Source organism: Rhodococcoides kyotonense, assembly GCF_900188125.1.
Classification (GTDB): domain Bacteria; phylum Actinomycetota; class Actinomycetes; order Mycobacteriales; family Mycobacteriaceae; genus Rhodococcoides; species Rhodococcoides kyotonense.
Map to the genome: position 1 here is coordinate 35,248 of NZ_FZOW01000004.1, position 14,583 is coordinate 49,830.

9 protein-coding genes are annotated in these 14,583 nt (G+C 66.4%); 4 read left to right on the forward strand and 5 right to left on the reverse strand.

Translation table 11 applies throughout. From position 1 onward, the window contains the following. Position 1: 1 nt before the first annotated feature. The 3 genes from CHB96_RS07895 to CHB96_RS07905 all read left to right on the forward strand — a co-directional run bounded on the left by CHB96_RS07895 (position 2) and on the right by CHB96_RS07905 (position 8,030). Positions 2 to 3,310: an ATP-binding protein gene (locus CHB96_RS07895; protein WP_089244842.1), complete on the forward strand. Its 3,309-nt coding sequence runs from the start codon at positions 2 to 4 to the stop codon at positions 3,308 to 3,310. After that, entirely contained in the window at positions 3,307 to 6,561 is a 3,255-nt protein-coding gene (locus tag CHB96_RS07900; RefSeq protein ID WP_089244844.1) for an ATP-binding protein, read from the forward strand. The genes CHB96_RS07895 and CHB96_RS07900 overlap by 4 nt, the downstream gene beginning before the upstream one ends. Before the next feature lie 104 nt (positions 6,562 to 6,665). Continuing rightward, positions 6,666 to 8,030: an FAD-binding oxidoreductase gene (locus CHB96_RS07905; protein WP_089244846.1), complete on the forward strand. Its 1,365-nt coding sequence runs from the start codon at positions 6,666 to 6,668 to the stop codon at positions 8,028 to 8,030. A gap of 60 nt (positions 8,031 to 8,090) precedes the next feature. Here the strand turns inward: CHB96_RS07905 and CHB96_RS07910 are convergent, their stop codons facing one another. Then, on the reverse strand, positions 8,091 to 9,482 hold the full coding sequence (locus tag CHB96_RS07910) for a glucose-6-phosphate dehydrogenase (protein WP_371828992.1): 1,392 nt from the start codon (positions 9,480 to 9,482) through the stop codon (positions 8,091 to 8,093). 49 nt (positions 9,483 to 9,531) lie between these two features. Between CHB96_RS07910 and CHB96_RS07915 the strand changes: the two genes are divergently transcribed. After that, the gene (locus CHB96_RS07915; RefSeq protein WP_089244850.1) at positions 9,532 to 10,116 is read left to right on the forward strand and encodes a hypothetical protein; all 585 of its coding nucleotides are present in this window, start codon (positions 9,532 to 9,534) and stop codon (positions 10,114 to 10,116) included. On the opposite strand, the gene CHB96_RS07920 is transcribed toward CHB96_RS07915, so the two are convergent. From CHB96_RS07920 to aspA, 4 genes are all read right to left on the reverse strand, one after another. After that, positions 10,113 to 10,685 carry an isochorismatase family protein gene (locus CHB96_RS07920; RefSeq protein WP_089244852.1) on the reverse strand — a complete coding sequence of 191 codons (573 nt, stop codon included), beginning with the start codon at positions 10,683 to 10,685 and terminating at the stop codon, positions 10,113 to 10,115. The genes CHB96_RS07915 and CHB96_RS07920 overlap by 4 nt on opposite strands. Before the next feature lie 109 nt (positions 10,686 to 10,794). Next, entirely contained in the window at positions 10,795 to 11,649 is an 855-nt protein-coding gene (locus CHB96_RS07925) for an asparaginase (protein WP_089244854.1), read from the reverse strand. Positions 11,650 to 11,653: 4 nt separating this feature from the next. Continuing rightward, positions 11,654 to 13,081: an amino acid permease gene (locus CHB96_RS07930; protein WP_089244856.1), complete on the reverse strand. Its 1,428-nt coding sequence runs from the start codon at positions 13,079 to 13,081 to the stop codon at positions 11,654 to 11,656. A gap of 6 nt (positions 13,082 to 13,087) precedes the next feature. Continuing rightward, positions 13,088 to 14,527 (reverse strand): aspartate ammonia-lyase, encoded by a 1,440-nt coding sequence (gene aspA / locus CHB96_RS07935; protein ID WP_089244858.1) that lies wholly within the window; start codon positions 14,525 to 14,527, stop codon positions 13,088 to 13,090. Positions 14,528 to 14,583: the final 56 nt, after the last annotated feature.

Sequence of the window (14,583 nt, forward strand, 5' to 3'; positions counted from 1 at the left end):
CATGACCAGCCAGTCCGTGTCGATCAGTCTTTTCGGGAACACGCGTGCGACGGTCGACGGCCGGCCGGTCGACCTCGGCAGCCGCGGCCAACGTGCGGTACTGGCCCGTCTCGTCGCGGCAGGGCCTCGGATCGTCAGCACCGACGAGCTCATCGAGGACCTGTGGGCCGGTGCGCCGCCGCCGAGCGCACTCGGAGCGCTGCAGGTCAACGTGTCCAACCTGCGTCGAGTTCTCGAGCCGGGGCGTGCACCCCGATCACGGGCAACAGTGCTGGTCAGCGCGCCGCCGGGGTATGCGCTGCAGCTACCTCCCGATGCGGTCGACGTCTGGAGGTTCGAACGACTGCTCGTCGACGCCTCCCGCGCGGTCGACACCCGCACTCGCACCGAGATCCTGACCGAGGCCCTCGACATGTGGCAGGCCATGCCGTACGCCGAGGTCGCCGACGTGTCCTGGGCCAAGACCGTCGCGGACAGGGCGCTCGAACAGCGTCGCGCGGCGTTCGAGGAATGTGCACGTGCGCTGCTCGACCTCGGCGAGCCTGCACAGGTCGTAGTCGACATGGAACGGCTCGTGCGGCACGTCCCCCACCGAGAGGAGGGTGTGCGGCTGCTGGCCCTCGCGCTGTACCGGTCCGGACGGCAGGCCGAGGCACTCGCAGCGCTGCGTGCATGCCGGACATACCTGGCCGACGAGCTCGGCATCGACCCCGGTCCTGCACTGCGCGACATCGAGACCGACATCCTCGGACACAGCCCGGCTCTCTCCGGCCGCGAAAGCGCCCTGCCCGTGCCTCTGCCCGCGACAGAGTCCCTGGCCGCACCCGAAGAACCCGCCGATGTCGACGGCCGTCCGGAGGACCTCCGCGCCCTGCTCGCAGTCGCCGAACGCTCCGGCACCGGCCGGTTCGCCGTGGTCTGGATCAGCGGGGAGGCGGGCGAGGGCAAGTCGACTCTCGCAGGCAGGCTGTCGAGGGCGCTGTCCCGCACGGGCTGGTCCGTCGGCTGGGGGCAGTGCCCCGAGGTCGACGGCGCCCCGCCCGGCTGGGCGTGGACCGAAGTGCTCACCGCACTGGCCGACGTCCGTCCCATCGACGAGCGAATCCGAGCCCGCCTCGCCCCCGTTCTGGACGGCGACAACACCGAGGACGCGTCGGGCGGACCGTTCTGGCTCGGCAAGTCGGCGAGCGAGTATCTGCACGAACTCGGCACCGACGCCCCGATACTGCTCGTTCTCGACGACGTCCACCGCGCCGACGCCCTCACGCTCGGAATGCTGCGACAGATCGCGAACGACTCGCGCGGACAACGTATTCTGCTCGTCGCCACCTATCGAGCCTCCGAGGTGACCGACGATCTGACCGCCACATGGGCGACGATGACGGATGTGGACAGCACGTGGATGCCGTTGCGTGGCGTCGATCGGGCACGAACCGCCGAACTTGCCGCACACTTCGGACTCGCCGATCCGACGGCTGCCGTCGTCGACCTTCTTGTCGAACGCACCGGCGGGAACCCGCTGTTCCTGCGGGAGTTGGCCCGGCTGATCGCGTCGGAAGGCACTGCGGCAGCGAAGGAAGGCGTGCCGCTCGGCGTGTCGGATGTGCTGCGGCGCAGGCTGTCTCGCCTTCCCGACCGAACACTCGTGACACTCCGCTCGGCCGCAGTTCTCGGCCGCGACGTCGACCTCGATCTCCTCGCAGCGTTCACCGGCGTCGACGAGGACCGGATGCTCGACGATCTCGAACCCGCAGTACTCGCAGGCCTGCTCAGCGAGCCGGGCGCCGACCGACTTCGCTTCACCCACGCGCTGATTCGCGACACACTGTACTTCGACCTCCCCCGCCTCAGGCGAACTCGCGCACACGGCGCCGCGTTACGCGTGCTGGAGCACTCCGCGCCGGACGATCTCGCAGCGCTCGCGCATCACGCTGCCCTCGGCGCGACAGCAGCGACCGCGCGCGATGCCGTCGCACACATCGTTGCCGCGGCCAGGCGCGCGGAATCCCTGTCGTCACACACCGATGCTCTGCAGTTGTGGAATTCTGCTGTGCAGACGCTGAATTCGGCATCGGGATCGACCGATCGCGAGCGCCTCGATCTACTGGTTCCGCTCGTCGGATCACTCGCGCGTGCGGGCAACACCGTCGACGCGCGTGGACGACGCCAGCAGGCCATCGACCTGGCGATCGCAGTCGGCGATCGGACCGCGCTCGTCGACGCGATCACCGCATGGACAGCGCCGGTGATCTGGCACATTCGCGACAGCGCCCCGGACGCAGGCATCCTGGATCCGATAGCCTCTCTGCTGCAGGATGATTCGCTGCCCGACTCCGATCGCGCCCTCGTCCTCGTCGCCAAGTTCTTCGAACTCGAAGGGCTCGACGACGCGGCCGCTGTGTCGAGCGCGCAAGAAGCCCTCACGCTTGCCGAATCGGTCGGCGAGCCACGGATTCTGTGCGCCGCGCTCAATGCGTTCGGCTATCTCGCGTACGGTCCGGACTTCCCTTCCGAGCGCAGACCCCGTGCGCAGCAACTGATGTCGATCGCTGCGGACCACGGATTCACCGAGTACGAAGCACTCGCGCACTATCAATTGTTTCTCGCCTGCAATTCCGACGTCGATCTGCTCGCCGCGCGCACCCACGTCGGCGCTGCGGTCCGTCTGGCGAGCGGCAGCGCCCTGACCCAGCTGCTCGGCGTCCTGAACATCTACGGCGCGCTCGTCGACGTCCTCGCAGGACGGTACGAGAACGCCCTCGCGACCTATTCCGCGATCTCGGCGACGATGAACGAGCAGAGCGAATGGCACGGCGACGAAAGCGGCGCAATGGGACGGCTGTCTGTCGCCGTCGCGACCGGAACCTTCACCGACGTCGTCCCCACGCTCGCCGACCTCGACGAGAACCTGCCGGTCGTCATGCGGAACGCACTCGTGCTGGCGCTCGCCGAGAACGACGAAATGGAGGCCGCGCGTCGGCTGTGGCGCGTCACGGAACCGCATGCACGCGACTACCTGTGGCGAGGAATGACGGCCATGCGTGCGCGGGCGGCGGTCCACATGCAGGACGACGACGTATGCCGTGAGTGTTACCGCCAGTTGCTGCCGTTCGCGGGCACGCTCGCAGGCGTCGACAGTGGATCGTTGTTCGCCGGAATCGTCGACGACGTACTCGCCGACCTCGCGTCCGCGCTCGGTGACATCGACGCCGAGAAACGACACCGTCGAGGCGCCGACGCGGTCCGCACGAGGGTGGCAACACAGCTGAGCGCCCCCGGCTGGATGCAGCTAACCTACCGATCACCATGATGCAGCCACCTGTGACGATGCGTGCTTTCGGGCCGATCCGTGCGGACGTCGCGGAACAGCCTGCCTCGCTGGGCAGCCGCGGCCAGCGCACGGTCCTCGCGCGTCTCGTGCTGGCGAGGCGACGCGTGGTCAGCACCGATCTGCTCATAGAGGATCTGTGGGCAGGTGATCCGCCGCCGCGGGCGCTGGGTGCGTTGCAGGTGCATGTGTCCAACCTCCGGCGCGCGCTCGAGCCCGATCGCCCACCACGCTCCCCTGCCACCGTTCTGATCAGCGCACCTCCCGGGTACGCCCTCGTCCTACCCGACGAGTCCGTCGACGTCTGGCAGTTCGAACACCTCGTCGACGCAGGCCGGTACACCGACGCACTCGCGTTGTGGACCGACGGCCCGTACCGCGAGGTCGCCGACGCGCCCTGGGCGGCACCGGAAGTGATCCGCCTCGAGGACCTCCGTCGAACTGCCGTCGAGCGACGGGCGTCGGAGATGATCGCCGGCGGTAGCCATGCATCCGTCGTCGCGGATCTGGAGGCAGTGATTGCTGTCGCTCCCGATCGCGAAGAGTCGGTCCGCCTGCTTGCGCTCGCGCTGTACCGCGGCGGCAGGCAATCCGATGCGCTCGCGACGCTCCGCCGATCACGCGAGTATCTGGCCGACGAGTTGGGGATCGACCCCGACCCCGCGCTCCGAACTCTGGAGTCGGACATCCTGTCGCACAGCGTCTCCGAGGCCCGCGCCGAACCGCCGAGGCCGGTGGAGATTCCTGCCGCTCCCTCGCCGACACACGTTCCCTCCGTCGTCAACGGCCGCCCCGACGACCTCGCCGCCCTGGTGACAGCGGCCGACACTGCAGCCGCATCGGGCTTCGGCATCGCCTGGATCGGCGGTGAGGCCGGGGAAGGCAAGAGCACGCTCGCAGCGCTGCTGGCCACCGAACTACGTACCAGGTCGTGGAACGTCGGCTGGGGCCGATGCCCCGAGGTCGACGGCGCCCCGCCCGGGTGGGCATGGAGTGAAGCGCTCGACTCGCTTGCCTCGACGGCGGGAATGGACGACGACATCCGCAGCAAGCTGGATCCGATCCTGCCTCAGTCCGCGGGATCGACGTCGCCACAACCATTCTGGCTCGGCAAGTGGGCCGCCGAATACCTGTCCGGTATCGCGGATCGGACGCCGACACTCGTCGTCCTCGACGACGTGCATCGCGGCGACGCATTGACGATGTCGATCCTGCGACAACTCGCATCGGACGCGCGCGGGAACCGCATCTTCGTGGTGGCGACGTACCGATCGTCGGAGATCAGCGACGACCTCATGTCCGCATGGGCGACGCTACTCGACATCCCCAGCACGCGCCTCGAACTCGCCGGCCTGTCACCGGACCGAATGGCAGCTGTCGCAGAGGATTTCGGACTGTTCGATCCCAGCGACGAGACACTGTCGCTTCTTGCAACGCGCACCGAGGGAAATCCCTTGTTCGTGCGAGAACTCGTCCGACTGATCGTGTCGGAGGGCCCGCCGGCCGCGCGTGAGACGGTGCCGACCGGGATCGGAGACGTGCTGCGCCGCAGACTGTCTCGACTACCCGAACGTACTGTGACGACACTGAGGCGTCTGTCCGTACTCGGACGCGAAGCCGACCTGGACACACTGCTCGACATGGCGAAAGTCGACGAGGACACTCTGCTCGACGACCTGGAGCCCGCCGTGCTGGCCGGACTGTTGACTGAAAGCGACTTCGACAGAGTGCAATTCACTCACGCTCTCGTCCGCGACACCCTGTATCTCGACCTCCCCAAACTGCGACGACGACGCATGCACGCACTTGCGTTCTCGGTGCTCGGCACTCGCACTCCCGACGACCTCGCACTGCTCGCTCACCACGCGGCCCTCGGTGCGACATCGACGACGGCACTCACGTCCACACATGTGATCGCGGCGGCGGCAAGAAGAGCCGAGTCTCTGTCCTCGCACAAAGATGCTCTGGCCCTGTGGAATTCGGCTGTCGAGACACTCGATCTGAACCCCATGGCGCCGTCGTCGGACCGCCTGTCCTTGTTGATCCCACTCGTTGCCTCGCTCGCGCGAGCGGCCAACACCACCCAGGCCCGGATCCGCCGCCAGGAAGCGATCGACATCGCAGGGACACTCGACGACCGACGCGCCCTGCTCGAGGCCGTGACGTCGTGGCGCGCTCCTGTCATCTGGCACATCCGGGAAGGACTCGCCGACGACGGCCTACTCCGGCACGTGAATGCGCTTCTGGCCGAACCGGATACAGGTGACGCCGACCGCGTCCGGTTGCTGACGACATCGGTGTTCGAGATCGAGGGCCTCGACTCGACCACTGCGAGCGCCCAGGCCACCGAAGCAGTCACCCTCGCCGAGAAGCTCGACGACCCCGAACTACTGTGCCTCTCACTGAATGCGTTCGGGTACATCGCATTCGGACCCGATCACGACGACGAACAACTCGCACGCGCCGAGCAACTTCTCGCCGTCGCGACGGACGCGGGCCTGACCGACTGTCAGGCGCTTGCCCACTTCCAATTGTTCCTCGCATGCAATGCCGTCGTCGATCTGGAAGGTGCGCGTGAGCATGTGCGCGACGCAGTCCGCCTCGCAAGCGGCGCCGCGTTGACTCAATTGCTCGGAGTGCTCACGATCTTCGGTGGCCTCGTCGACGTGCTGGCAGGGCGGTACGACGCGGCCGCCGCCCGATATCAGGCCGTCGCCGATTACATGGACGAGCAGGGCACGTCGCACGGATTCGAGATCCGGTACATCGGCAAGCTCGCCGTAGCCATCGCGACCGACGATTACACCGGCGTCATCGACGACTTCGCATCGCTCGACCTCGACTTGCCGGTTCGCATCCACAACGTCTGGGTGCTGGCCCTTGCGCGTACCGGGCAGATCGAGCGCGCTCGGGAGATCTGGGCCCACACCGAGCCCTACCAGCGGGACTACTACTGGCGCGGGATGACGGCCGTGCGCGCGCTCGCGGCCGCCGCACTGAACGATGTCGCGGTGTGCCGCGCCTGCTACGACGACCTGCTGCCGTACTCGGGCACGTTCGCCGGCGTCGACAGTGGCTCGTTGTACTGCGGTGCCGTCGATTCTGCGCTCGCCGCGACGGCCGACGTCCTCGGGATGCACGACGCCGCCGCTGCTCATCGCGTGGCCGCCGAGCAGCTCGTTGCGTCGACGCAGGACCTTCTCGCCGACCCGGGCTGGGTGGACTTGCGCTGACCTCCCCCTCACGTTGGTGCTCCAAGAGTTCTCCAAGTCGACTCCAATCCCTCGGTGTTCTGGTGGGATCACACACACCGCCCGAGAGAAGGACGAAGCCGAAGATGACCACCACCGAATCGAACGCCGTTCCCACCGAACTCGACCTCGCGACCCGCGGACTCGTGCTGGAGCCGGGCACTGCCGAGTACGTCGTCGAAGTCACCGGGTTCAATGCCGCCGTCGACCACCAGCCTGCTGCGATCCTCGTCGCGGCCGACGCCGACGATGTCGCAGCCGCCGTGCGCATCGCGTCGCGCGCAGGGTTGAAGATCGCCGTCAAGTGCACCGGCCACAGCGCCGTCGCCGCCGGACCCGACACCATTCTGATCAGCACTCGCGCGTTGGAGAAGCTCGACATCGATCATCACGGCCGCACCGCCACGATCGGAGCAGGCGTCGTCTGGCAGCGGGTGCTCGACGCGGCGGCCCCCTTCGGCCTCGCGGGACTTGCCGGCTCCGCGACGACGGTCGGTGCCGTCGGCTACACCCTCGGTGGCGGCCTGAGTCCGATCGCGAGAACCTACGGATTCGCCGCCGACCACGTCCGAAGCATCCAGGTCGTCACCGCCGACGGCGTCGTGCGCAGGGCAGACGAGCACGAGAACGCGGACCTGTTCTGGGCGTTGCGCGGCGGCGGCGCGGCGTTCGGCATCGTCACCGAGATCGTCGTCGACCTGTTCCCGATCCAGACCGTCCTCGGCGGCGGCATCTTCTTCGACGCCGCCGATGCTCGTGCCGTCGTGCAGGCATGGCGTTTGTGGGTGCCGACGCTGCCCGAATCGGTGACGACGTCCATCGCCGTCCTGCACCTGCCGCCCGCCCCCGAACTGCCGGAGCCGCTGCGCGGGCGGACCGTTCTGCACCTGCGGTTCACCCACGTCAGCTGCACCGAGGACGGATACGCGCTGCTGGCCCCGATGCGTGGGATCGCCGAGCCGATCATCGACACGATCGCCGAGATCCCGTTCCCGGCGATCGCGGCCGTGCACATGGACCCGACGGAGCCGATCCCTGCGATGGAACGCGGCATGCTGCTCACCGAACTCACCGACGACGCCGTCGACATCTTCCTCGGCGCGACGGAACTACCGCTGGCGATCGCCGAACTCCGCGCGATGGGCGGTGCACTCGGCCGTCTGCCTGCACTCGCCAACGCCGTCGCCGGTCGTGATGCCGCGTTCAACCTGTTCGCCATCGGTGTCCTCGTGCCCCCGATGGCCGACGTCGTACCCGGTGCTCTCGACGGATTCGTCGGGCAATTCGAGCCGTGGAGCTGCGGCGCGTTCGTCAACATGGCAGGCGCCGCGACGGGAGCCCCCGCCGACCGCGTCCGTGCGGCGTGGGATCAGGAGACCCGGGATCGGCTCGCGCGCATCCGCGCCGACGTCGACCCGCAGAATCTGTTCTCGGCCGCCGCGCGCTGGTAGGGCGCTCCGCGCCACGTGCACGAAAATACATAGCCCGCTATGTATTTTCGTGCACGTGCGTCAGCTCACCAACCACCCGCAGGGCGACGCCAGATCGCCTGCGGCGTCGGGGCCCATCGACCCCGGTGCGTAGGCCTGGACCTGCGGAGGGTCGTTCAGGAGCGGCGCCGCGACCTTCCAGACGTGTGCGAGACCGTCGGGACGCGTGAACAGCGACCGATCCCCGTTCAGCACGTCGAGGATCAGACGCGAATACGGCGACAGCGGCTCGGCGTCGGGCACCGACTTCAGCGGCAACGACAGATGCCCGACGGACAAGTCGAAGTCCGGACCCGGCTCCTTGACCGTCATCGCGACGTCGATCGCACCGTTGCCCGACAGGTCGAACGACAGCACCGTGCCGTCGTCGGGAAGCTCGGTCAGTGGGGATTTCGGCGGCTTCCGGAACACCAACGACACACGCTGAGCACTGACGCCCAACTTCTTCCCGGTCCGCAGCAGGAACGGCACGCCGCGCCACCGTTCGGTGTCGACCCACAGCTTCGCTGCGACGAAGGTGTCGACGGTCGAGTCGTCCGCCACGCCGTCGACGTCGCGGTAGCCGTCGTATTGCCCGAGCACGACCTCCGAGACGTCGAGCGGGCGGAACGAACCGATGACGGTCTCACGCGCGGACTGCAGATCGTCGGCCTTCAGCGACGCGGGCGGTTCCATCGCGATCTCGGCAGCGACCTGGAACAGGTGCGTCACCAGCATGTCGAGGACTGCGCCGGTGTGATCGTAGAACTCTGCGCGGTCGTCGATGTCGAGGGTTTCGGGGACGTCGATCTGCACCTGCGCGACGTGTTCGGCGTTCCAGATGCCGTCGACCATGCCGTTCGCGAACCGCAGGACGTGCAGGTTCTGTGTCGCCTCCTTGCCGAGAAAGTGGTCGATCCGGTAGACCTGCTTCTCGTCCAGGACTTCGTGCACGGCCTTGTCGAGCTCCTCGAAGTTCTTCTCCGACGTCCCGAACGGCTTCTCGTAGACCACCCGTGCGCCCTCGGCGAGATCGTGCGCGCCGAGCGCTTTGGTGTAGTCCTCGAACGTGCTCGGCGGCAACGCGATGTAGTGCACGAGCTGCGCGTCGTCGCCCACGTCCTTGCGTGCGTCGTCGACCACGTCCGGCAGAGCACCTGGATCGTCGACGGTGAAGCCCTTGCCCGCGAACCGAATTCGTTCGGCGAACGAATCCCAGTCCTCGGTCCCGGATCCGAATTCTTCGAGCGCACCACGCACGTGATCACGGAACTCGTCGTCGGAGGTGTCGTGCCGACCGTTGCCGATCAGCACCCACTTCTCGGGTAACAGTCCCTCCACGTGCAGCTGGTAGAACGACGGCAGCACCATGCGCTTGGCCAGGTCACCGGTCGCACCGAACAGGACGAAGATCGTGGGTTGCACAGACGCCATGCGATCCATCATGCACCGAGTAGCGCGTGCCGTGGTTAGAGTCGGAGCGATGGAAAGATCACGGTTTCACGGCGAGCTCTACGGGGTAGGCACCGAATCGGGCGTTCGGATCGTCGTGGGCCACTGGACCGAATCGCCGCTGGGCGAGTTCACCGACGTCATGATCCAATTCGCAGACGACCGCCGCCTGCTCCTGGCACCGTCGGACGACGTCCGTGAGTTCGTCTCGGCCACATACACTTTCGACGACACACTCATCACTCCGGTCACGTTCGGGCCCGAGATCACGGCCGGACCGCTACGGCTGAGGATCGACGTCGGAAGCCCGACTCCACTCGGCCGGCTTCTGCACGTGGTCCCTGCCTCGATCTCCACGGCACCGTGGTTCTGCACCCTCACCGACCCGATTGCACGCGTCGTACTCCGCGGTGTGCGCACCCGCGGCAGCGCAGGAAACGGTCGACGCGAGTACTACGGCGCGCGCCATCAACACCGAATCACCGCGGCATCGGCGTCGTGGAACGGCGACGACCTGGGCAGGCTGACGCCCGTCGAACCGCCGGTGACCTTCGGGTTCGGCAGCACCCCGAAGAACCCGTCGGTCACAGCGATCACGACGACGATCGATTCCTAGACGAGCACGGCCCCCGCGTCGGCCAGTTCCTTCAACGAGTTTTCCGACGTCTCGGGCGCCACGCCGGCGATGTAGCCCGTCAGCACCTTCACCGTCAGTCCGGCTTTCAGAGCGTCGAGCGCCGATGCCCGTACGCAGTAGTCCGTGGCGATGCCGACGATGTCGATGTCGGTGACCCCGTTCTGCTGCAGGATCTCGGTCAGCGACGTGCCGCTCCCTGCAGTGCCCTCGAACGCCGAGTACGACGCCTCTCCTTGGCCCTTGAAGACGTGGACGTCGACCGAGCCCGTCGCGAAGTCGGGGTGATAGTCGGCGCCGTCGGTTCCTGCCACGCAGTGCACCGGCCACGTCGACGTGAAGTTCGGGGCCTCGTCCGTCGCGAAGTGCCCGCCGTTGTCGCTGTCGGCGTCGTGCCAGTCGCGCGAGGCCACGATGACGTCGTAGTCGTCACCTTCCTTGGCGAGCAGCCCACTGATCCGGCGGGCGACGTCGGCACCACCCTGGACGCCGAGCGCACCACCTTCGGTGAAGTCGTTCTGGACGTCCACAATCAACAGAGCACGTGTCATGGCCACCAGTATCCTCGGTCCGGTGAGCGCCAAGGGGCTAGGCGTACCTGACGCTCCATTATCTCGCGAGATTTCCCGATTTCGGTAAATTTCTCGAGATAGTGGAGCTTCAGAGTCGGGTAGCGATGCGAGCCGCCAGCAACACCCTTGCCTGACCGGCACGGAGCAGCGGTGAGAACTCCGCGCCCGCGTCCACGAGGTCGGCCCCGCCTCCCCCGCCGCCGTAGGACGGTTCGATCGACCCCTCGGGGACACGCGTGGTGATCACCACCGGAATGCCCTCGGCCGTACAGGCTTTCACAGCCGCGACGACATCCGCATTGGTATTACCAGATCCCAACGCCTGCAACACGATGCCGTGCGCACCCGCGGCGCGGTAGGCGTCGATGGCCACCGCGTCGGCGCCGGGATACAACGCGACGATGTCGACCCGAACACCCGAAATCTCTGTGCGAGGCAGAATTACCCGCTCTTCGGCGGAACTGACGAACGCATCGAGCTCCGACGTGTGGCGCTTGGACAGGCCTCGGGCCGGCAGGATTCGTCCGCCGAACACGACGAACACTCCGGGACCTGACGGATTCAACACGGCGTCCACTGCCGCCGCGACGTTCGAAGGACCGTCCGGATCGGCGTGATCGGATGTCCGCTGCGCTCCGGTGAACACGACCGGCCGCGGGTCGTCGTGAAACAGGTCGACCAAGAGCGCTGTTTCCTCCATCGTGTCCGTTCCGTGCAGGACGACGACGCCGTCGCACTCCGGATCCTGCAGCGCGTGCGCCACCGCGTCGACGATGCGATCCATGTCCGAGAAGTCGAAGGACGAGCTGTCCTTGGACATGAGATCGGTGACGCGCACGGGGACTGCGAAGTCGAACTCCACCGCGCCGGGACGACTGATGCCGTTCTCGTCGCGGCTACTGGCGATCGTGCCGCCCGTGGTCAGGAGTGCGATGTGAGACAAGCGGTCATACCTCTCGATCGTCTGCGAGTGCGCGAATTCGAGTGCGGCACAGGAACCAGCCGCCCACGAGCAGCGGCACGATGAACAGAATGGATGCAATGGTCCACGTGCCGACGGGCTTGTCGAAGGCCATCAGAATCAGCACGGCCAGAAGGAAGCCCAGCGTTGCGATACCGGTGTAGGGAGCCCCGAACATGCGGAACTTCGGCCGATCGAGGGTTCCCTGACGCGCACGCCACCACAGCTTCAGTTGGCACATGACGATGACACCCCACGCGCTGATGATACCGAGAGCAGCAAGGTTGAGAACGATCTCGAACGCCTGCGCAGGTACCGCGGCGTTGAGACCGACGCCGGCAAGTGCGACGAGCGCTGTCAATGCGATGCCGCCGTAGGGAACTCCCGCCTTGTTCATGCGTGCGGCGAACTTCGGCGCCGACCCGGCGACCGCCATCGAATGCAGGATGCGTCCGGTCGAATACAGCCCGGCATTCAGCGACGACAACGCCGCCGTGAGCACGACGAGGTTCATGATCGCGTCGGCGCCTTGGACGTCGATGGCACCGAAGAATGTGACGAACGGGCTCTCCCCCGCGTGATATGCGGTGTACGGCAACAGAAGCGACAGAAGCAGCACCGATCCGACGTAGAACACGAGGATGCGCACGATGACGGTGTTGATCGCCTTCGGGATGACCTTCTCGGGCTCGGCGGTCTCACCTGCTGCGGTGCCGACCAATTCGATCGACGCGTAGGCGAACACGACACCCTGGATCACGACGATCGCAGGCAGAAGTCCGTTGGGAATCAGCCCGCCGTTGTCGGTGATGACGCTCAACCCTGGCGACTGCCCGTCGATCGGTGTTCCGAACAGCACGTAGTAGACCCCGACCGCCAGGAACGTCACGAGCGCAATGACCTTGACGAGCGCGAACCAGAACTCCAGCTCGCCGAACACCTTGACGGACACCAGATTCAAACCGAGTACGACGACCAGACCGATGAGCGCGAACACCCACTGATCGACATGACCGAGCGGCTCCCAGTACTTCTTGAAGAAGTTCATGTAGAGCGCAACGGCGGTGACATCGACGACCGCCGTCATCGCCCAGTTCATCCAGTACAGCCACCCTGCCGCGAACGCCATCTTCTCGCCGAAGAATTCGCGCGAGTACGACACGAAGCTGCCCGACGACGGCCTGTGCATCACGAGTTCACCGAGCGCGCGCAGGATGAGGAACGCGAAGAATCCGCAGAGGGCGTAGACGAGCACCAGCGCAGGACCCGAATCATGCAGTCGCCCACCGGCACCCATGAACAGGCCGGTACCGATGGCACCGCCGATCGCGATCATCTGAATCTGACGCGGTTTCAGCGACTTTCGATATCCGAGCTCTTCACCGGACGTTCTCGGAGTGTTGTCGACTGTCATGGATGCCTACCTTGTCGAGGTCGAGGGGGCGTCGGCGTGCTCGGTGGGCGCGACGCGCAGATTGGCGAGGTGCTCGGGGCTCAGGAGACGATCCAGTTCTTCGCGCGCGAGAAGCTTCTTCTCGAGAACGAGGTCGACGACGTTACGCCCGGTCAGCAGCGCTTCCTTCGCAATGGCTGTCGACTCGACGTATCCGAGGTACGGGCTCAACGCCGTGACGAGACCGATGGAGTTCTCGACGCGGTCGCGCAACAAGTCGACGTTGGCGGTGATGCCGTCGACGCACCGAGTTGCGACGGTTCGGCACGCGGCACCCAGGTGCGCCATGCCCTCGGACAACGACTTGACGATGATCGGCTCGAATGCGTTGAGCTGCAACTGTCCTGCCTCGGCGGCCATCGTGATGGTGACGTCGTGGCCGATCACCTCGTAGGCGACCTGATTGAGCACCTCGGGGATCACCGGATTGACCTTGCCGGGCATGATCGACGAACCTGCTTGCATCGCAGGAAGATTGATCTCGTTCAGCCCCGCACGCGGTCCCGACGACAGCAGACGCAGGTCGTTGCAGATCTTCGACAGCTTCACCGCGACGCGCTTGAGCACACCCGACAGGTGAACGAACTGGCCGACGTCCTGCGTCGCCTCGATCAAGTCCGTCGCCGTGACGAGCGGAAGCCCGGTCTTGCGTCGAAGATGCTCGACGGCCGATGCCGTGTACCCGACCGGCGCGTTCAGCCCCGTTCCGATGGCCGTCGCGCCGAGATTGATCTCGTGGACGAGCAAAGCAGCTTCGTCGAGGCGCGAGCAGTCCTCGTCGATCATGATCGCGTACGTGCCGAACTCCTGGCCCAGCGTCATCGGCACCGCATCCTGCAGCTGCGTGCGGCCCATCTTCACGACGGTTTCGAACTCGGTGGCCTTGCGGCCGAACGCGTCGCGCAGGAATTTCAGGGAGTCGATCAGGTCGTGGACCGCGAAGATGGTGGCGATGTTGACGGCCGTCGGGTAGACGTCGTTGGTCGATTGACTCGCGTTGACGTGCTCGTTGGGGTGCAGCGCGGAGTAGTCGCCGCGGGCGTGGCCGAGGATCTCGAGCGCGCGGTTCGCGATGACCTCGTTGGCGTTCATGTTGGTCGACGTGCCTGCGCCGCCCTGAATGACGTCGACGACGAACTGCTCGTGCAGCTTGCCGTCGAGGATCTCCTGGCAGGCCTGCCGGATCGCGTCACCGCGGGTGGCGTCGAGGATGCCGAGTTCTTCGTTGGCGGCGGCCGCGGCCCATTTCACGGCAGCGAGGCCTCGGATCAGGTGACCGTTGGTGTGGATCGGGCGACCGGTGATCGGGAAGTTCTCCAGCGCACGCAGGGTATGGATACCCCAGTAGTGCTCGTCGGGTATCTCGCGCTCGCCGAGAAGGTCCTTCTCGACACGGATGTCCACCACTGCTCGCTCCTCGGCTTGTCCAGCTGTCCGGCTGTCTGACAGGTTAGAGTGTGAAC

Excerpts from the sequence above, each read along its gene's own strand:
- CHB96_RS07895 (WP_089244842.1), top strand. The coding sequence starts at position 2 with ATGACCAGCCAGTCCGTGTCGATCAGTCTTTTCGGGAACACGCGTGCG.
- CHB96_RS07900 (WP_089244844.1), top strand. The coding sequence starts at position 3,307 with ATGATGCAGCCACCTGTGACGATGCGTGCTTTCGGGCCGATCCGTGCG.
- CHB96_RS07905 (WP_089244846.1), top strand. The coding sequence starts at position 6,666 with ATGACCACCACCGAATCGAACGCCGTTCCCACCGAACTCGACCTCGCG.
- CHB96_RS07910 (WP_371828992.1), bottom strand. The coding sequence starts at position 9,482 with ATGGCGTCTGTGCAACCCACGATCTTCGTCCTGTTCGGTGCGACCGGT.
- CHB96_RS07915 (WP_089244850.1), top strand. The coding sequence starts at position 9,532 with ATGGAAAGATCACGGTTTCACGGCGAGCTCTACGGGGTAGGCACCGAA.
- CHB96_RS07920 (WP_089244852.1), bottom strand. The coding sequence starts at position 10,685 with ATGACACGTGCTCTGTTGATTGTGGACGTCCAGAACGACTTCACCGAA.
- CHB96_RS07930 (WP_089244856.1), bottom strand. The coding sequence starts at position 13,081 with ATGACAGTCGACAACACTCCGAGAACGTCCGGTGAAGAGCTCGGATAT.